Origin of the sequence: Haladaptatus paucihalophilus DX253, from assembly GCF_000376445.1 — an archaeon.
Taxonomy (GTDB): domain Archaea; phylum Halobacteriota; class Halobacteria; order Halobacteriales; family Haladaptataceae; genus Haladaptatus; species Haladaptatus paucihalophilus.
The window spans coordinates 1,720,299-1,737,396 of record NZ_AQXI01000001.1 but is presented as its reverse complement, the minus strand read 5'-3'; the positions used below and the strand labels follow the sequence as shown (position 1 = coordinate 1,737,396).

The following is a 17,098-nucleotide window of genomic DNA, read 5'->3' as shown; positions in this document are numbered from 1 at the left end:
TCTCACCGCTACTTCTCTGACTCCCCTGTCACCTTACTCGCCGACCGTGACCCGATACTCCGAACCGACGAACCGCGGGTTCTCCTCCGACATCGGGGACAGCTGGAAGTCGTCGAGGTCCTTTTTCACCCCGAAGGCGTTCTTCGGCTGGTATATCGGCAGGTGCACGCGGTCCTCCAGCAGGGTCGTGATGGTCTCCTCGTAGAGTTTCCTCCGCTTCGCGTGCACGTCCGATTTCCGCGCGTTCAGTATCTTCTCCATCACGTCGTCGTTCTTGTAGAACACGCCGTTCGTCTCGCCCTCCGCCCGCTGGTGGAACAGGGGATAGACGTAGGCGTCCGGGTCGGGAAACGCCGACCACTCCGTGACGAACATGTGGTAGTCGCTCGGCGACCCCGAGACGATTTTGTCGTGGAACACCGACCACGAGTACTTCTCGACGCTGGCCTGCTGGAACCCGGCGAGCGTCAGCCCCTGCTTTACGGCGTTCGCCATCATCATCAGCAGCTCGTCGCCGGAACTCTTCGACGCCGGAACGGCTATCTTCGGTGCCCACGCCTCGACGCCCGCGTCGCGGAACAGCGTTCGCGCTTTCTCGATGTTCCGCTCGTTGGGTATCCGCTTCCACTCGTTGACGGGCATGTCCCACTCCTCGGCCAACTGGTGTGGAAGCGGGCTGTACGTGCGCTCGCCCGCCGGACGGAGGATGTTCTCCACCATCTCGTCGAAGTTGACGCAGTAATCGACCGCCTTCCGGACTTTCTCCTCCGAGGTCGGCCCGCCGTTGCAGTTGAAGCCGAGGAACGTGTAATCGTAGCTCTCGCTGGATTTCACGGTCGCGTTCGGTTGGTCGTTCGTCGCCTTCCAGAGGTGGGGCTCTACCTCCTCGACTAGCTGGTTTTGCCCCGTCTTCAGGCTCATCGTCCGCGACAGCCCCGAGTACTCCGAGACGAACTTCAACCGGTCGATTGCGGCCTTCGGCGAGTCCCAGTAGTCGTCCCAGCGCGTCAGAATCGCGTACTTCTGGGGCACGAACCGGTCCACCTGAAACGGCCCGGAGCCGACCGGGTTTTTGGCGAACGTCTCGGGGTCGGGGTCGCGGGCCGATTTGGGGACGACGGCCCGGGTGAGCACCTCGTGGAAGGCGTCGTACGGGTACGACAGTTCGAACCGCACCGTGTGGTCGTCGGGCGTCTCGATGGTGTCTATCATGTCCACCTCCCACTTGTTCGGCGTCCCCCGCCGCCACGACGTGTTCCCGTCCCGGTGGCTCGGCGCTTCGAACGAGTATTTCACGTCCTCCGCCGTGACTGGGTTTCCGTTTTGGAACCGCGGTTCCGACTTCAGCGACACCTCGTACCGCGTCCCGCCGTGGCTCACCTTCGGTTCGCCGTCGGCGAGTTCGGGTTCCAACGTCGTCCCCTCGCCGTAGGTGTACAGGCCTTCGAACACCTGCGTGGCTACCTGCGCCGACGGCACGCTTTCGATGACCACGGGGTCGAGGACCGTGGCCGTGAGCGGTTGGGCGATTCGGAGTTGCGAGCCGTTTCCGCCGGACACCCGTTCGATGGCCGAACAGCCCGACAGGGCGCCCGCGCCCGCAATTCCGAGCGATGCAAGCAGTTTCCGTCGCGTCAGTCCGTTTTCCTCGTGTTTCGTCATGATTGCGCACCTCCGGTCTGCGCACCGGCGAATTTGAAGTACACCAGTTCGGAGCCGACCACGAGCAGGCCGATGACGACGACCAGCCAGAACGTGGACGAACTGTGCACGTACAGGTCGTACAGCAACACCGGGAAGAAGAGCGTACAACCGACGGTGCCCACGACGGGTATCGTCGGATGGATGTCGAGGTTGTCACGTTCCCGGTATGCGACGTAGCTCACGCCGCCGAAGACGGCGATGAACGCGAGCGACGCGAACGTCGTGATGCTCATCAGGCTCCCGTACACCGCGAACGCCATCGACAGCACGCCGAGACCGATGACGATTCCCGAGGGAATCTGATTCCCGTCGCTGTCGCTGCTTTCGTCGCTGTTTCCGTCGTCGCTGTTACTGTTGCTGTTGCTGCTGTCATTACTGCTATCGCTGTTGCTGCCGTCGCTGTCACTGCTATCGCTCCCGTCACTGCCGTCACTTCCGCTCTCGCTACTGCTCCCGTCTCCGCCGTCGCTTTCCACGCCGGTCAGGTCCGGGAGGACGCCGATTTCGATGAGTTCCCGGGAGAACTGCGCGCTGCTGAATAGCGTCGCGTTGACCGCGCTCGCGGTCGAAAACAGCGCGGAGAACCCGATGAGGAGCGCTCCGAGCTGTCCCGCGAACGGCAGCGCGGCGTACAGCAGCGACGTTTCCGGGCTGACCATGATGACGGGCAGTTCGAGGATGCTCGTCGTCGTGAACGCGACGAGGACGTACAGCAGGGTCGCCACCGGGATGGCGATGTAGATGGCTTTCCGAATCGTCTCTTCCGGGTTGCTGAACTTATCTTGGTCGTACAGCAACAACTGCCAGCCCTGAAACGCCACGAACGACATCGCCGCGCCGAGGAACGGGTCCGCGATGCCGATGGTCGGGTTGAGCATGAACTCGTAGAATCCCGGCTGGAAGATGTTGCCCGTGACGGCGAAGTAAACGCCCCAGATTCCGAAGCCGCCGATGACGGCGACTTTGAAGAACGTGAGGAAGTCCTCGGCTTTGCCGGTCGAACCGGCTCCCATCAGGTTGAGTCCGACGAACGCCCCGATGACGAGGATGGAAATCAGATTTGCGATGGGTATCTGATTGAACGCGAGCCGACCGAACAGCTTCGTGAAGAACGACGAGAACGCGTAGGCGTACAGCGCCATCGAGACGATGTATCCGAACAGGAGCGTCCACCCCACCATCCCCGTCAGCATCGTGTCGCCGAACAGGTCGTGAAAATAGGTCGGCGCGCCGCCGCGGTCGCCGACGTACTGGTTCATCTTGATGTAACTGTACCCCGCGCTGAGTGCCACGATTCCGGCGAGCAGGAACGCGATCCACGATAAGCGTCCCGAGATGGAGACGACGAGGCCGAAGGCGGAGTAGATACCACCTCCGATCATCCCGCCGACAGCCATCGCTACTGCCTCTTTGAGACCGAGCTTTCCCATGCTGTTTCCCCGTAAGCCGACTTTCAGCAAACATCCATTGCTTGCTACAGCAACCATCAAATCCCCGCCACGACGCGCTCGATATCACCGCCGTTCCCCCGGAACGAAAGCATGCCATGGCAAGCAGGGAGACTAACACGTCCTTCGGCGAAGCTATCGTGTCCATGTCAACGCAAACGTCACTTCGCGTCGAGGGACGAACCGACACCGGCATCGGGATACTGCTCAGCGGGGGCATCGCCGGACTCGTCGCCGCCGCCGTGATGGCTCCCGTTTGGATATACTTCCGCCCGTTCATCGTCACGAACGCGGCCGCGGCGCTCTACAACCTTCAGGGGTCGCTCATGGGGTGGGTCGTCCACCTCGTTCACGGAACCGTTTTCGGCGTGCTGTTCGCGTTCCTCGTCACGAAATCCCCGCTCGGGACGAAAGTCGGCGGTGTTTCCCGGAGCGTCGCCTCCGGCATGGCATACAGCCTCGTGCTCTGGGTCGTCGGCGCGGGAATCGTCCTCCCGCTCGGATTGATGATTTCCGACGTTCCGGCGGCACCGCTCGTGCCGAATCTCCATCCGTCGGGATTGTTGGCCCACCTCGTCTACGGTGCCGTCCTCGGTCTTCTCGTCCCGCCGCTGCTGTCGGCGACGGGCAAAATGAGCTGAACTCGACGCCTTCTCAGCGCGAGAGCACCACGACGTACCGCGTCAGCGACCGATGCACTCGCCGCTCGAACTGGTTTTCGACGTTCCACCCCGCGTCGGTCGCTTCGTTCGCCCACGAGCGGTCGCCGACGACGACGGCGCGGGAGGCGACTCGTCGCGCCTCCGCGAGCGCACCGGCAACGAGGTCGTCGAGGTCGAGGTTCGCTATCTTCGACTGCCTGCCGTAGGGCGCGTCGAACACCACGCCGTCGATGGCGTCGTCGGGGAACGGCAGGTGCGTCGCGTCGCCGCGAACCGTGGCCGCGGCGGCGTCCGGTGCGTAGTGGTCGAGGTTTTCGGCTGCCCCGCGGACCATCTTCTCCTGTGCGTCGGCACCGAGCGGCCGCGCACCGACCAGCGCGGCCTCGATGAGCACGCCGCCCGTCCCGCACATCGGGTCGAGGAGCGTCGTTCCCGCTCTTGCTCCGGCGATGTTCACCAACGCGCGTGCGAGCAACGGGTCCATACTTCCGGGCTGGAAAAACGGCCGGTCGGTCGGTTTGCGCGTGCCGTAGTCGCGCACGCTCTCGGTTTCCAGCCACCCCAGCGCACACAGGTCCCCGGAGAACGTCGCTCGGAGTTCGTGGTCGGGGTCGTCCAAGTCCACGGCGAAGCCGCGGTCCACGAGCACCTGCCCCAACTCGCGTTCGGCCTGCTGGGTGCTGACGTCGGCCGTCTCGCGGACCGCGCGCGCACGCACCGCAACCGTCCCCTCGCGCTCTATCGGCGCGGCGGAGAGCAACGTTCGGGCGCTCGCCACGTCGGCGTCTGTCGTTCCGACCAACTCGCTCGCGCGGTGGGTGTACGCGAGGCTGGAAACGCGCTCCGTAATCGTCGCCGCGCGCGCGAGGCCGGGCGCGACGAGTTCCACCCCGCTCGCCGCGCTCGCCGCTTCGCACGCCGCGAATTCGTCGTCTTGTCCGCCGAGTTCCAGTACGTACACGATATTTCTCCGTCGTCCGGTTTCGTTCGAGGGGAGTGGGGCCGTCGTCTTGGGGATTGCGAATCACGACGGGGACGAGGAAGTGCTCGTTCGGGGTTTGGTGGTGGTTCCGTCACTACTCCAGCGCCGTTCGATTTGGCGATCTAGACCGCAGCGACTAGGCACAATGAACGACCGCAACCGCATGCGGACGGGTGGCCGGAACCGCACGGCCACCCGCCCTCGGCGTCCCCTTACCTCCCCGGGCACGGGAACGATTCGCGCGATTGGCGCGAATCGTTCGCCATCGCGCGTCCCGAAAGCGGTTGTGTCGCCACTCTCGAACACTGCTGTCGAAAAAATCCGGAGTCGATTACTCCTCTTCTTCCTCGTCGCCGAGCAGTCGTTCGACCATCCGTTCGGGGTCGAACTGCTCGATGTCGTCGTAGCCCTGTCCGGTTCCGAGGAACAGGATGGGCTTGCCCGTGACGTGCGAGATGGAGATGGCGGCACCGCCCTTCGAGTCGGCGTCGGCCTTCGTCAGAATCGAGCCGTCGATTTCGGCGGCCTCGTCGAACTCCTTCGCGCGCTGCACGGCGTCCTGCCCGGCCACGGCCTCGTCCACGAAGATGGTCATGTCGGGGTCCACGACGCGGCCGATTTTCTCCAACTGGTCCATCAGGCCTTCGCTGGTGTGCAGGCGACCTGCAGTGTCGCCCAGCACGATGTCGATGTCGTGGGCGTCGGCGTACTCCACCGCGTCGTAGATGACGGCGGCGGGGTCGCCTCCCTGCTCGTGGGCGATGAGTTTCGTGTCGAGCGCGTCCGCGTGCTCCCGAATCTGCTGGTTCGCACCGGCGCGGTAGGTGTCGCCGTTCGCCATCACCGAGGAGTAGCCGCGCTCCTCGAAGTACCGCGATAGCTTGGCGATGCTCGTCGTCTTCCCGACGCCGTTGACGCCGGTGAAGATGATGACGAGCGGTTTGTCCGCCTCGGCGACGCGCTGGTCGAAGTCGAACTGCCCGACGCTGATGACCGACAGCAGGGAATCGCGTAGGGCGTCCTCGACGACATCACCCGTTTCGGCGCTGAACTTGCGGGTCGCGCCGACCAGGTCGTTGCGGATGCCGTCGAGCATCTCCTGTGCGACGCTCATCTCGACGTCGCTTTCGAGCAGCGCCATTTCGAGTTCCCAGAGCGGGTCCTCGACGTCCTGCTCCTCGATGACGATTTCACCGCGAGCGAACGATTTGGCCTTCTGGGCGAAACCGCCGCGCCCGTTGCCGGACTCTTCGTCCTTCGAGTCGGAGTCGTCCGTCGATTCCGGCTCGGGTGTCGTCTCCGTCTCCGCGGGTTCCGTTTCGACCGTTTCCTCGACCGCTTCAGCGTCCGCGTCGGCGTCCGCTTCGTCGGCCTCCTCGGCCTTCTCCTCGGTCGTCTCCTCGACGTCCTTACGGAACCCGCTCAGCTTATCCTTCAGACTGTCGAACATCGCCGGTTATTCGTCCTCGTCTTCCTGCTGCTGTTGCATCTGCTGCATCTGCTGTTGCATCTGCTGCTGTTGCATCTGCTGTGCTTTCTGCTCGAGCTGGTCGCTCTCGGCTTCGACCTCGCCGATTTCTTCCTGTAGGTCGGCGATCTGGTCGTCGAGAAGGTCCTTGCGGCTCTTCAGCGACGCGATTGCGCCCTCCTGGTCGCGCTCCGCGGCGTAGCCGCCGCCGAGTTCGACGACGATTTCGTCGATGTCCTCGACGTTCGTGCGGATGTACGCGCCGCCGCCGAGCGGAACCTGGACGACAGAGCCGGTGTCGAGCGATTCGATTGCCTCGATGGCCTCGTCGACTTCACCTTTCTCGTTGCGCAGGTCTTCGACTTCGCCGTTCAGTTCTTCCTTCTCAGCTTCCAACTGCTGGAGCTGCTGTTGCATCTGCTGCATCTGTTGATTGCCGCCGCCCATCATCGTGCTTCACACTCCGTTCCGCGAGTAATCGTGCTCATGTCCACACGTGCGTGAGCAAGCGGGAAGAATGTTGCTAACTCGGACCGAAAACGTAACGAGCCGAAAATCAGTCGATATAGCCCAGCGCGTCCTCGATACGGCCGAGTTCGGGACCGGTCGTCTCCTCTCCGACCACGTAGCCGTGGGCGTTGGCGAGGAGTCCGGACCCGACCAGCGGCCCACCGTAGTTGATGGTGCCGATGTCGGCCGGGACGCCGAGGATTTCCTCGATAGCGTCGAGTTCCGAGTCGGTGGCTTTCGGGTGGCAGAGAACACCTCTGTTCGTCGCCACTCCGGCCGTTCCGACCGTTTGAACGCCAGCGATGGTGCCGCGTTCGACCGGAACGTCGAGCCCGTCCGAAACCGCTTGCACGGCCTCCCGAGGGAGGTCCGGGTGGACGTAGGCCCCGGTGTCGTTCGCGAGCACGACGTTTCCGGCGGCGTTGATACGCCCCGGGAACTTCGTGAGCGGAACGTCCACGACGGCCTCGATTCGCTCGCGCTCGTGGTCGGTGATGCGACCGCTGACGAGCAAACCGTTCTCGTTGCCCGCCACCAGCGCGCCGACGGTGGACGAGCCACCAAGCGTGGTTCCGACGACATCGACTTCCAGCTCCTTGCGGAGGGAGTCGAGGAGTTCGTCGTCCAAATCCGGGCGGACGAGCAGATACTCGTCAGTCGCACGTGCGAAGACGCCGATGTACGCCGAGCCGTTGAACGCGGTACGAAGCACCGCTCTACTCTTCGTACTCCGCCTCGACGACGGACTCGCCCTCTTCTTCGAAGCGGGCGGCGTGAACGCGGAGCTTTCGCGGCGGGTTCTTTCGACCGCGCGACCAGATCGCCTCGTTGATGGAGGGGTCGAGACGCACGTCGTCCTCGTCCACCTTGAAGTGCTGGGCGAGGTGCCCGCGCACCAGTTTCATCGCCTTGTTCGCTCGCTTGTGCTTTGCCTCTGCTTTCACGTCTCGGAGCGGAACCGTCACGACTCGCTCCTCGAAATCACTTGCGCTCATTATTCGTCAGTGTCGCTACGCCGCCAGCTGCGGCGCTTCGGGTTTCGCATTACGTCGCGGTCCGTCTTCATGATGACCCACGCCGGGATGCGGCTGTTCTGCCGTTCCAGCTTGGCCAGTCGCTTCTTCTTGGCCTTCGACTTCTTGCCCATAGTGGTTGCCACTTTTCCGCCGTCGCATAAAATCTTGTTCCTTTCAAGCGGCCTCACAGGGGGAACGCCGCGACGGTCGAATAGCTCGGCCCGTTCGCGCCCAGTTCGCTCTTCGTCAGCCTGACCTCCGAAACGTCCATCCGACCGACCGTCGGGTCGAGTTCGCGGACGTTCCGCTGAACGAGCTCCTTTCCCCCCGCGTGCTTCATTCTGGCGATGGTGATGTGCGGGACGAACTCGTCGTCGTCCGGCGCGAAGCCGAGGTCGTACAACCGCGACTCGACGGCATCGTTGAGCAGGACCATCTCCTCCGCGCCGTCCCCGGCGCCGACCCACACGACCCTGATGTACTCCAAACTCGGAAAGACGCCCAAGCCGCAGACCTCGGCCTCGAACGGTCCGAAGTCGATGTCGTCATCGACGGCCGATTCGAGCGCGTCTTCGACGACGGGTACGCGGTCGTCGTCCACCTCGCCGAGGAACGAGAGCGTGACGTGGGCCTGTCTCGGATCCGTAAACGAGAGCCCGTCGGCGTCGCGGAACCTGTCTTGAACGCCGTCCACGCTTTCCGCGAGGTCGTCGGGCAGGTCGATGCTCACGAACAGTCGCATACGCGACCCTTCGTCGCCAGCGGGCTTGAACGTTGACGCCGGTGACCGGTTCGACCCGACCGCAGGGGAAGAGGATTTATGCGCTCCATTTCCTACCACTCACATGTGGACTCCCCGTTCAGCGTTCTCGGACTCGATTCGGATGCGGATGACGAGGAAGTCGTCGAGGCGTATCGACGACGGATAAAGGAGGCCCACCCGGACCACGGTGGGTCCCACCGCGAATTCCAGCGGGTCCGAGCGGCGTATCAGGCGATTCAATCGGGAGACCTCGGCGGCGAGAAAGACGAGAAAGCCGCCGACGAAGAACGCGTCGAGGAGCGGGACCGAACGCCGAAGCATCCGATGGTCGAATTTCTCAACTACGAGGTCATCGACGACTACGACTGGAACGTGGACGACGACGGACTGTTCGACAAGGCCGCCGCCATGGGGCTGGACGCCGAGGATTACGGGCAGTTCTACGTTCTCAACAACGAAACGCTTCTCGAAGCGGCGGAAAACAGGGGGTACGAGTGGCCGTTCGCCTGTCGCGGCGGGGCGTGTGCGAACTGCGCGGTTGCGGTCGTGGACGGGGAGATGGACATGCCATCGAATCACGTCCTCTCGTCCGAGATGCTGGACCGCGGGTTCCGACTCTCCTGTATCAGCGCGCCCATTACGGACCACATGCAGGTCATCTACAACATCAAGCATCTGCCGGGTCTCGACGAACTCCGACTGCCGCCCCAGCAGTTCGGGCAGGCACGCTCCGGTGACTGACGCCGACGGACTAGAAAAAGCCTTTAAACGACTACGAACCCAAGGAAGCACAACGATGGTGCTCGACAATCTCGGCAGTTCTCTTCGCGGCTCACTCGACAAGCTGAGTGGGAAATCGCGCGTCAGCGAAGACGACGTCGAGGAAATTGTAAAGGAAATCCAGCGTTCCCTTCTGCAGGCCGACGTGGACGTGAGTCTCGTGATGGACCTCTCCTCGTCCATCAAGGAGCGCGCGCTGGAGGAGGAACCGCCGGGCGGGACGACGGCCCGCGACCACGTGCTGAGTATCGTTTACGAGGAACTCGTCGGCCTCGTCGGCGAGAGCACGGAAATCCCGCTCGAAAACCAGACCATTCTCCTCGCCGGATTGCAGGGGTCGGGGAAGACGACCACCTCCGCCAAGATGGCGTGGTGGTTCTCGAAGAAGGGGCTTCGCCCCGCCGTCATCCAGACGGACACCTTCCGACCCGGCGCGTACGACCAGGCGAAGGAGATGTGCTCCCGCGCGGAAGTCGATTTCTACGGTGACCCGGACAACGAGGACCCCGTGGACATCGCGCGGAAAGGACTCGAAGAGACGGCCGACGCCGATATCCACATCGTGGACACGGCGGGCCGCCACGCGCTCGAAGACGACCTCATCGACGAAATCGAGGAAATCGAGTCCGTCGTTGACCCCGACCGGAACCTGCTCGTCCTCGACGCGGCTATCGGACAGGGTGCGAAAGACCAAGCCCAGCAGTTCGACGAGTCCATCGGCATCGACGGCGTCGTCATCACGAAACTCGACGGGACCGCGAAGGGTGGCGGTGCCTTGACGGCGGTCAACGAGACGGACTCGTCCATCGCCTTCCTCGGGTCCGGTGAGACGGTCCAAGACGTGGAGCGCTTCGAGCCGAACGGCTTCATCTCGCGCCTGCTCGGCATGGGCGACCTGAAACAGCTCACCGAGCGCGTCGAGCGCGCCATGTCCGAGACGGAGGAGGAAGAGGACTGGGACCCCGAGGACATGATGAAGGGGTCGTTCACCCTGAACGACATGCGCCATCAGATGAACGCGATGAACAAGATGGGGCCGCTCGAACAGGTCATGGACATGATTCCCGGCTTCGGCGGCGGAATCATGGACGAACTCCCGGACGACGCGATGGACGTGACGAAAGACCGGATGCGGAGTTTCGAGATCATCATGGACTCGATGACGGACAAGGAACTCGAAAACCCGCGGTCCATCGGCGCGAGCCAGATTCGCCGCATCGCTCGCGGGAGCGGGCAGGACGAGGAACGCATCCGCGAACTCCTCCAGCAGCACAAGATGATGTCCCAGACGCTCAAACAGTTCCAAGGGATGGGACAGGGCGGCGACATGGAGCGCATGATGAAGAAGATGCAGGGCGGTGGCGGCGGTGGCGGCGGTGGCGGTATGGGCGGCATGGGGCCGTTCGGATAGTCGTCTCTCTCTTCGATTTCGTCCGACCAGAACTATCGGCGCAAGCGGAACCGCGACACACCGCTTTTTTGTCCCGTGCCCGTGTCCACAGCAGTAGATGACCGTCCGGGAAGTCGCCGCCGAGGCGTACCGCGAAGCGCTCCCCGCCCTCGCCGCGAGCATGGTCGGTGGGCTGTTCGCGGGCGTCGTCCTCAGCGGAATGCGCGCCGAACTCCGTCAGGTGGCGGGGTTGCTCGTCCTCGTCCCCGCCCTCCTCGCTACCCGCGGGAACGTCTACGGGTCGCTCGGCGCGCGCCTCGCGTCCGGACTGCACCAAGGACTGGTCGAACCGTCGTTCGTCCCGGACGACGACCGGGTGTGGGCGGCCATCGTCGCCTCGCTGGCGAACGGCATCCTCGCCAGCCTGTTCGCGTCGGTGGTCGCGTTCGTCGTTCTGAAGGCGCTCTCGGATTCGGTCGCGCCGCTTCCGACTCTGCTCGCAATCGCGCTCATCGCGGGATTGCTCTCGGGTGTCGCCTTGACAGTGGCCGTCGTCCTTGTCGTCTTCGCGGGGTATCGCCGCGGGAAAAACCCGGACACGCTGGTCGGTCCGCTCGTGACGACGACGGGCGACGTGTTCGGCATCTCGTTCCTCCTGCTCGCCGTCCGAATCGTCATCGCGCTCGGGGGTGGCTAGATGCCGACGCGCTGGACGGTTCGCTCTATCATGCGAGCGATGCTCCCGGTGTTGCTCGTCCTCACGATGGTCGAAATCGGAAGCGGCCTCGTCCTCGGGTCGTTCGAGAGCACCCTGCTACAGTATCCGACGCTCCTCGCGTTGGTACCGGTAACTATCGGCACGGCGGGTAACCTCGGAAGCATCCTCGCCGCCAGACTCTCGACCGCGTTTCACCTCGGGACGCTCTCGTTCGGTCGGGGGGACGAGGTGCTCGCGGGGAACGCCGTCGCCACGGTCCTCCTCGCGGTCACGATTTTCCCGGTGGTCGGGTTCGGCGCGTGGACGCTGACGTGGCTCATCGGCGAGACGCAACTCGGCCTCTTCATCGTCGTCCTCGTCTCGCTGGTCAGCGGCATCGTGTTAGCGTTCGTCGCCATTCTCGTGACCCTCGTCGCCACGTACGTCGCCTATCGGTTCGAACTCGACCCCGACGACGTGGTGATTCCGGTCGTGACGAACGCCTGCGACGTGCTGGGCGTCATCGTGCTGTTCGTCGTGGTGCAACTGTTGGTGTAAAAACGAGCGCCGCTACTGCCCTTCGTCGGTGTCAATGGGTTTTCCGTCCTCGGTCGGCGGTGCGACGTAATCGACGAACTCCTCGACGGTCGGGTCGGTGACCCGCATGCGAACGTGGAGTTCGCCAAGTTCGTCGGGGTTGCCGACGGCGAAGTTGACCACGCCCTGAAACGCGGCCTGTTTTTTCAGGTCGAACGAGAGCGTGTCGCCGTCCCGTCCCGAGAAGAACTCGCCGCGCGCCGTGTCGAGGATTTCCTGTCGGTGGAGCAGTTCGGAGAAGTGCTCGACGCTGTGCGCTTCGGCGACGACTTCGCTCGCCTTCGATTCTGTCTCCGCGCCGGGAAAGACGTTCTCGATGGCGTCCGTGACCCGCGCTTCGATTTCGGTGTCGTTTACGGGTGCCGTGATTCGGATATCGACGCTGTATATCATCGGTTTTCACCCGCCTCTACGCTCTCCAACCCCGAAAGTCCGTCTTCGAGGAGCGCGCGAATCCGGCGGCGGAAGCCGTCGAGCGTTCCGGTGTTGTCGATGACGGCATCGGCCCGTGCCATCGCTCGGTCGAGGCCGAACCCGAGTTCACGTTCGTCGCGCTTTCGAAGGCGCGCTTCGTCGGCGTCCGAGTGGTCGCGTCCCCGCTCGCTCAACCGGTCGGCGCGGACCTCGAACGGGGCTTCGATGCTCACCAGTACGAAATCGTCGCCGAAGGCGTCCTCGAACCGTTCGACCTCGACGCCCGAGCGAATTCCATCTACGAGGACGGTTTCCGAGGTGGTCAGCGCCGCGTCGATTTGTGGGAGTGACGCCTGTGCGATGGCGTCCGGGCCGTTCTCCTCGCGGAGTGCTTTGGCGATTTCGCCGTGGTGCTCCGCCGGGTCGAGGCCCCGTTCGCGGCACGCCGCGCGGATGACGTCGCCCATCGTGACGACGGGGATTCCCATCTCCTCGGCGACGGTGGCGGCCTCGCCTTTTCCGCTCCCCGGGAGGCCGACGGTTCCGATTACTCGCATCGTCTTCGTTTTCTCGTGAACCGTGCTTAAGGGCTGTGTTTGCGGGGGAGAATCCCAACCCCTTATGAAGGCGCACCGATAATGCGGTACCGAGGGCACGTAGCTCAGTCTGGATAGAGCGTCGGACTTCTAATCCGACGGCCGTGGGTTCGAATCCCATCGTGCTCGTTCGTTAGGAACGGACGTGACGAGCGACGAGCACAGGATTCGAAGCCTGCAAGTCGCACGCCCGCGCAACGAACGGAGTGAGTGAGCAGGACCGTCTTGCTTCGGTTCGAATCCCATCGTGCTCGCTCGACTTCGCTTCCGCTCGTTTCGCTCGCACGATGTAGTCACCCTCGCTCCGCAAGAGTAACGCTCTTGCTTGCTCTCGTTCGCTCCTTTCAGTCGCTCACGAGAACACCGCTCGCGGTTCTACTTCTGGACGGCATACCGCACCGCAACCGCCAACGAATCGCTTGTGAATTCCGCTCCGGCATTCAACCGGGAGCCCATCACCGAAAAAGCAGGTCACGAACTGGGGAGGAGGCCGGGAGGGCTATCCGTCGCGGCGTCGTGGGCTAGTCGAGCATGGAGTACGAAATCACGAACCAGCCAGCGTTCGCCGAACTCCTCCTCACGCTGGACGCGGACGAGGAGATTCGGGTCGAGGCGGGGTCGCTGGTCAGCCATTCGGCGGGAGTCGAAGTGCCACCGGATTCGGAAGCACTACTCGAACGCTCCGTTCTCGGTGAGGAGACGCCGTTTTCGACGACGTTCGCCGCGGACCACCCCGGAACCATTCGGCTCGCGCCGCCGTTTCCGGGCGATATCTTTCACTACGAACTCCGGGACGAAACGCTGTACGTCCAGTCCTGTGCGTTCCTCGCGGCGGAGTCGGGTATCGATTTCGAGGAAAAAGGAAGCTTCGTGGAGTGTGCGGGGGACTTCCTTCTCGAACTCTCCGGGTCGGGTCTCGCGTTTCTTTCGAGCTACGGGGCCGTCTCGATAGTGAGCCTCGACCCCGGCGAGCGATACATTCTGGACACCGGCCACGTCGTCGCGTTCGAGGGGTCCGTGGACTTCGAGGTGACGCGCGTCGATACCGTTCACTCACATGCTGGCGGGCGGGGCGGCCTCGTCTGCGAACTCGAAGGCCCGGGGACGATTTGGACGCAATCCCGAAGCCCGGTCGCGCTTCTCTCGTGGATTGCGCCGAATCTGCCGGACGGCGAGTAGGCTCGTTATCGTTCGGCGTGGGGGCGACACCGCCCGCGGATTACTTAGGTATCGAATGATGCCTTCGGACAAGAGGCGGAATTTGCGCCCCGCACGACGCTTATTTAGGGGGAGGTAGAACGGGTGTGTATGCGAGAGGATTTTCTCCTACTCAATCCGGGTCCGGTACCCCTCGCGCGCGACGTTCGACAGGCGATGAGCGAGCCGATGGTATCGCACCGCTCCGCGGAGTTCGAGTCGGTGTACGAAAACGCACAGGACGGTCTCGATTACATCTTCGAGCGCTCCTCGCTCGACGGAACGCCGACGACGAGCGGCGGTACCAGCCTCATCTTCAACGGGACGGCGACGATGGCGATGGAGGCCGCCGTCGCCAACCTCGCCGGTGAGGACGACGAAGTGGTCGCCGTCGTGAACGGCAAGTTCGGGCGGCGGTTCAAGCGCATCGCCGACCGCTACGCGAACGTGACGCCGGTCGCGTTCGACTGGGGCCAGTCCATCGACCCCGAGGCGGTCGCGGAGGCCGTGACGGACGAGACGAAAGTCGTGACGATGGTCCACAACGAGACGAGTACGGGACTCCTCAATCCCGTCGCCGAAGTCGGCGAAATTGCGGCGGACCACGACGCCTACTTCGTCGTGGACGGCGTGACCTCCCTCGGCGGCGACGAGTTCCTCGTTGACGAGTGGAACGTCGACGTCGCGGTGACGGACGCCCAGAAGGCCCTCGCGGCCCCGCCGGGGACGAGCGCCATGTACGCCACGCCCCGCGCACAGGAGGCTTTCGACGGCGAGAGCGCACCGTTCTACGAGGATTTGGACTGGCACCTTCGCAAGGCCGACTCCCACCAGACGCCGTTCACGAGCGCCGTGCCGCTCTTCCGCGGCCTCGCGCTCGCCGTCGGCCACATCGAAGAGGAGGGTATGCCCGAGCGCATCGCCCGCCATCGCCGTCAGTCCGCCGCGTTCCGGTCGGCGTTCACCGCGATGGGGCTGTCGCTGTTCCCCGAGCGAAACGACGCCTCGGAGTACTCGAACACCCTGACGGCGGTTTCGCTCCCCGCCAGTGTCCGCGAGACTCCGACCGAATTCTTCGACGCCGTGACCGAGCGCGGCGCGAGCATCAGCGGCGGGCAGGCCCACCTCGGCGGCGAAATATTCCGCGTGAGCAACATGGGCAACCTCTCGTCCGAGCAGATTCTGCGCGGCGTTCGCACCATCGGCGAGGCGTTCCTCGACGTCGGCGAGGACGTGGACTTGGAGGCCGGAATGGCCGCCGCACGCGAACAGTTGCGATAACGCTGAAAAAGCGAGATTCGGGTTTCTTTTTTCGAAGTAGTGAGGTGCTGGTGTTCAGCCTGAGTAGTGGTATTTAGTATCTTTTAGTAAAATCCAGTAGAAGATAGTATTTCATCGTGGGGATTCGTTTTCGACCGTGAAATCCGCTCGGTGGCGGGATATTGACGGACGGTAGCACCGTCAGAGCGTTGCTCTGATGAGCTGCTTGCGAACGCTTCGCGTTTGCACATCGAGAAAATCTTCGATTTTCGGGACTTCGTTCACTCCGGAAGACGCGGAGCGTCTTTCGTGTCCTCGTTCGTTGCACTCACGAGGACACCGTTCGCAAGACCTCGAACGCTATCAGCACACCCCTTCGGACGATGGCTCGCGGCGGCGCCGCTCGCTGTCCTCAGGGCTGTGCCAGCGCGCGCCGGGGACGTTTGTGTGGCTTCACGCGACCCTCGTGCGAAATCGTCCACCGATGAGAGCTCCAAAACGGCGTCCGTTCGAATGGTCCTACTCGTCCGGGAAGGGAACGTCGATGAGGTCGCCGTCGTCGGGGGCGAAGACCTCGCCGTCGAACTCCTCGCGGGCCTCTTTCAGGTGCTCGGAGACGTTTCCGGCGTAGCGCGAGGAGACGTGCGTGATGGCGAGGCGAGCCGCATCGGCGCGCCGGGCGACGTTCCCGGCCTGTCTCGCGGTCGAGTGGGCGGTCTTCCTCGCGCGGTCCTTCCGGTCGTCGGCGAACGTCGCGTCGTGGACGAGCAAGTCGGCGTTTTCCGCCTCGGAGACGACTTGCTCGGTGGGACGGGTGTCGCCGGTGTAGACGAACCGGCGACCGGGTCGCGGTTCGCCGACGACTTGCTCGGGGCGGACGACGGTGCCGTCGTCGAGTTCGACGGGGTTTCCGGCGTGGAGTTGCTGGAACTTCGGACCGACGGGGACGCCGAGTTCCTCCGCCCGCTCGCGGTCGAAGCGGCCCTTCCGTTCGTCCTCGACCAACGCGTAGCCGAGCGAGTTCGCGTCGTGGTCGGTGCGGAAGGTGCGGACCTCGTACTCGTCGCGTCGGATGGCGACCTCGCCGGGCGCGACTTCGGTGATGTGGATGGGAAACGACGGTTGGTGACCCGCCGTGCGAACGAGCGCGTCGATGTCGTCGCCGGTTCCGCGCGGCGTGTATATCATGAGCGGGTCGTCGCGGTCGTTGAAATCCCACGTTTGCACCAGTCCGGGGATTCCGAGGATGTGGTCGCCGTGGAGGTGCGTGATGAAGAGGTCGGAGACGGTAAAGCCGGTGCCAAAGCGCATCATCTGGCGCTGGGTTCCCTCACCGGCGTCGAAGAGCAGGCGGTCGCCTTCCCGGTTGACGAGGATAGAACTCGGGTTTCGGTCCGTCGTCGGCACTGCCCCGCTGGTTCCGAGGAAGGTAACGCGCATCGACATTGACCCCAAATCGATGGCCGACGATTAAACAGCCTTCGAAAGCGTCGCTGTGGCGGTCGGAAATCGTCGGTTGTTCGTCCCGCCGCGTGTCCGCGCCGTCCGGGGAAGGAGCGACCTAACCCGACGAATCGGCGTCTTAACCTGTGAACGGTGGACGGCGTTTATCGG

The 17,098-nt window shown here is 63.8% G+C and carries 19 protein-coding genes and 1 tRNA gene; 8 read left to right on the top strand and 12 right to left on the bottom strand.

From position 1 onward, the window contains the following. Positions 1–33: 33 nt before the first annotated feature. Both B208_RS0109690 and B208_RS0109685 read right to left on the bottom strand, forming a co-directional pair. On the bottom strand, positions 34–1,662 hold the full coding sequence (locus B208_RS0109690; protein WP_007976380.1) for an ABC transporter substrate-binding protein: 1,629 nt from the start codon (positions 1,660–1,662) through the stop codon (positions 34–36). Then, entirely contained in the window at positions 1,659–3,134 is a 1,476-nt protein-coding gene (locus tag B208_RS0109685; RefSeq protein ID WP_007976382.1) for an APC family permease, read from the bottom strand. The genes B208_RS0109690 and B208_RS0109685 overlap by 4 nt, the downstream gene beginning before the upstream one ends. 164 nt (positions 3,135–3,298) lie before the next feature. Here B208_RS0109685 and B208_RS0109680 point away from each other — a divergent pair, with 164 nt between their 5' ends. Beyond that, positions 3,299–3,793, top strand: coding sequence for a hypothetical protein (locus tag B208_RS0109680; RefSeq protein WP_007976383.1), 495 nt, complete (start codon positions 3,299–3,301; stop codon positions 3,791–3,793). Between the two features lie 13 nt (positions 3,794–3,806). On the opposite strand, the gene B208_RS0109675 is transcribed toward B208_RS0109680, so the two are convergent. From B208_RS0109675 to thpR, 7 genes are all read right to left on the bottom strand, one after another. Next, on the bottom strand, positions 3,807–4,775 hold the full coding sequence (locus tag B208_RS0109675) for a methyltransferase domain-containing protein (RefSeq protein WP_007976385.1): 969 nt from the start codon (positions 4,773–4,775) through the stop codon (positions 3,807–3,809). 352 nt (positions 4,776–5,127) lie between these two features. Beyond that, entirely contained in the window at positions 5,128–6,246 is a 1,119-nt protein-coding gene (gene ftsY / locus B208_RS0109670; protein WP_007976387.1) for a signal recognition particle-docking protein FtsY, read from the bottom strand. Between the two features lie 6 nt (positions 6,247–6,252). Further along, positions 6,253–6,711, bottom strand: coding sequence for a prefoldin subunit alpha (gene pfdA / locus B208_RS0109665; protein WP_018128839.1), 459 nt, complete (start codon positions 6,709–6,711; stop codon positions 6,253–6,255). Between the two features lie 109 nt (positions 6,712–6,820). Then, on the bottom strand, positions 6,821–7,486 hold the full coding sequence (locus B208_RS0109660) for a translation initiation factor IF-6 (RefSeq protein WP_007976391.1): 666 nt from the start codon (positions 7,484–7,486) through the stop codon (positions 6,821–6,823). A gap of 4 nt (positions 7,487–7,490) precedes the next feature. After that, complete coding sequence (locus B208_RS0109655; RefSeq protein WP_007976394.1) at positions 7,491–7,769, bottom strand: 50S ribosomal protein L31e; 279 nt, start codon at positions 7,767–7,769, stop codon at positions 7,491–7,493. After that, the gene (locus B208_RS0109650; RefSeq protein WP_026177798.1) at positions 7,769–7,921 is read right to left on the bottom strand and encodes a 50S ribosomal protein L39e; all 153 of its coding nucleotides are present in this window, start codon (positions 7,919–7,921) and stop codon (positions 7,769–7,771) included. The genes B208_RS0109655 and B208_RS0109650 overlap by 1 nt, the downstream gene beginning before the upstream one ends. Before the next feature lie 53 nt (positions 7,922–7,974). Next, on the bottom strand, positions 7,975–8,532 hold the full coding sequence (gene thpR / locus B208_RS0109645) for an RNA 2',3'-cyclic phosphodiesterase (protein ID WP_007976398.1): 558 nt from the start codon (positions 8,530–8,532) through the stop codon (positions 7,975–7,977). Between the two features lie 105 nt (positions 8,533–8,637). On the opposite strand from thpR, the gene fer reads away from it, so the two are divergent. The 4 genes from fer (at position 8,638) to B208_RS0109625 (ending at position 11,978) form a co-directional block, all read left to right on the top strand. Further along, positions 8,638–9,294, top strand: coding sequence for a ferredoxin Fer (fer, locus tag B208_RS24930; RefSeq protein ID WP_007976401.1), 657 nt, complete (start codon positions 8,638–8,640; stop codon positions 9,292–9,294). Between the two features lie 55 nt (positions 9,295–9,349). After that, positions 9,350–10,744, top strand: a complete 1,395-nt coding sequence (locus tag B208_RS0109635) for a signal recognition particle protein Srp54 (RefSeq protein ID WP_007976403.1) — start codon at positions 9,350–9,352, stop codon at positions 10,742–10,744. A 97-nt stretch (positions 10,745–10,841) separates the two neighbouring features. After that, positions 10,842–11,420, top strand: coding sequence for a magnesium transporter (locus tag B208_RS0109630; protein WP_007976405.1), 579 nt, complete (start codon positions 10,842–10,844; stop codon positions 11,418–11,420). After that, the gene (locus tag B208_RS0109625; RefSeq protein WP_007976407.1) at positions 11,421–11,978 is read left to right on the top strand and encodes a magnesium transporter; all 558 of its coding nucleotides are present in this window, start codon (positions 11,421–11,423) and stop codon (positions 11,976–11,978) included. A gap of 12 nt (positions 11,979–11,990) precedes the next feature. Here the strand turns inward: B208_RS0109625 and B208_RS0109620 are convergent, their stop codons facing one another. Then, a complete protein-coding gene (locus B208_RS0109620) occupies positions 11,991–12,410 on the bottom strand; it encodes an RNA-binding domain-containing protein (protein WP_007976409.1) in 420 nt (139 codons plus the stop codon). Further along, a complete protein-coding gene (locus B208_RS0109615) occupies positions 12,407–12,988 on the bottom strand; it encodes an AAA family ATPase (RefSeq protein ID WP_007976411.1) in 582 nt (193 codons plus the stop codon). Before B208_RS0109615 ends, B208_RS0109620 begins: the two co-directional genes overlap by 4 nt. Positions 12,989–13,081: 93 nt before the next feature. Here B208_RS0109615 and B208_RS0109610 point away from each other — a divergent pair. The 3 genes from B208_RS0109610 to B208_RS0109600 all read left to right on the top strand — a co-directional run bounded on the left by B208_RS0109610 (position 13,082) and on the right by B208_RS0109600 (position 15,505). After that, positions 13,082–13,156, top strand: a tRNA-Arg gene (locus B208_RS0109610). A gap of 402 nt (positions 13,157–13,558) precedes the next feature. Then, entirely contained in the window at positions 13,559–14,206 is a 648-nt protein-coding gene (locus B208_RS0109605) for a TIGR00266 family protein (protein ID WP_007976414.1), read from the top strand. 129 nt (positions 14,207–14,335) lie between these two features. Beyond that, a complete protein-coding gene (locus B208_RS0109600) occupies positions 14,336–15,505 on the top strand; it encodes a pyridoxal-phosphate-dependent aminotransferase family protein (RefSeq protein WP_007976416.1) in 1,170 nt (389 codons plus the stop codon). A gap of 498 nt (positions 15,506–16,003) precedes the next feature. On the opposite strand, the gene rnz is transcribed toward B208_RS0109600, so the two are convergent. After that, on the bottom strand, positions 16,004–16,930 hold the full coding sequence (gene rnz / locus B208_RS0109595) for a ribonuclease Z (protein WP_007976418.1): 927 nt from the start codon (positions 16,928–16,930) through the stop codon (positions 16,004–16,006). Positions 16,931–17,098 lie beyond the last annotated feature (168 nt).

Bases quoted from the DNA above. Each gene is read 5' to 3' on its own strand.
- B208_RS0109690 (WP_007976380.1), bottom strand. From the start codon at position 1,662: ATGACGAAACACGAGGAAAACGGACTGACGCGACGGAAACTGCTTGCA.
- B208_RS0109685 (WP_007976382.1), bottom strand. From the start codon at position 3,134: ATGGGAAAGCTCGGTCTCAAAGAGGCAGTAGCGATGGCTGTCGGCGGG.
- B208_RS0109680 (WP_007976383.1), top strand. From the start codon at position 3,299: ATGTCAACGCAAACGTCACTTCGCGTCGAGGGACGAACCGACACCGGC.
- ftsY (WP_007976387.1), bottom strand. From the start codon at position 6,246: ATGTTCGACAGTCTGAAGGATAAGCTGAGCGGGTTCCGTAAGGACGTC.
- pfdA (WP_018128839.1), bottom strand. From the start codon at position 6,711: ATGGGCGGCGGCAATCAACAGATGCAGCAGATGCAACAGCAGCTCCAG.
- B208_RS0109655 (WP_007976394.1), bottom strand. From the start codon at position 7,769: ATGAGCGCAAGTGATTTCGAGGAGCGAGTCGTGACGGTTCCGCTCCGA.
- B208_RS0109650 (WP_026177798.1), bottom strand. From the start codon at position 7,921: ATGGGCAAGAAGTCGAAGGCCAAGAAGAAGCGACTGGCCAAGCTGGAA.
- thpR (WP_007976398.1), bottom strand. From the start codon at position 8,532: ATGCGACTGTTCGTGAGCATCGACCTGCCCGACGACCTCGCGGAAAGC.
- B208_RS0109635 (WP_007976403.1), top strand. From the start codon at position 9,350: ATGGTGCTCGACAATCTCGGCAGTTCTCTTCGCGGCTCACTCGACAAG.
- B208_RS0109630 (WP_007976405.1), top strand. From the start codon at position 10,842: ATGACCGTCCGGGAAGTCGCCGCCGAGGCGTACCGCGAAGCGCTCCCC.
- B208_RS0109625 (WP_007976407.1), top strand. From the start codon at position 11,421: ATGCCGACGCGCTGGACGGTTCGCTCTATCATGCGAGCGATGCTCCCG.
- B208_RS0109620 (WP_007976409.1), bottom strand. From the start codon at position 12,410: ATGATATACAGCGTCGATATCCGAATCACGGCACCCGTAAACGACACC.
- B208_RS0109615 (WP_007976411.1), bottom strand. From the start codon at position 12,988: ATGCGAGTAATCGGAACCGTCGGCCTCCCGGGGAGCGGAAAAGGCGAG.
- B208_RS0109605 (WP_007976414.1), top strand. From the start codon at position 13,559: ATGGAGTACGAAATCACGAACCAGCCAGCGTTCGCCGAACTCCTCCTC.
- B208_RS0109600 (WP_007976416.1), top strand. From the start codon at position 14,336: ATGCGAGAGGATTTTCTCCTACTCAATCCGGGTCCGGTACCCCTCGCG.
- rnz (WP_007976418.1), bottom strand. From the start codon at position 16,930: ATGTCGATGCGCGTTACCTTCCTCGGAACCAGCGGGGCAGTGCCGACG.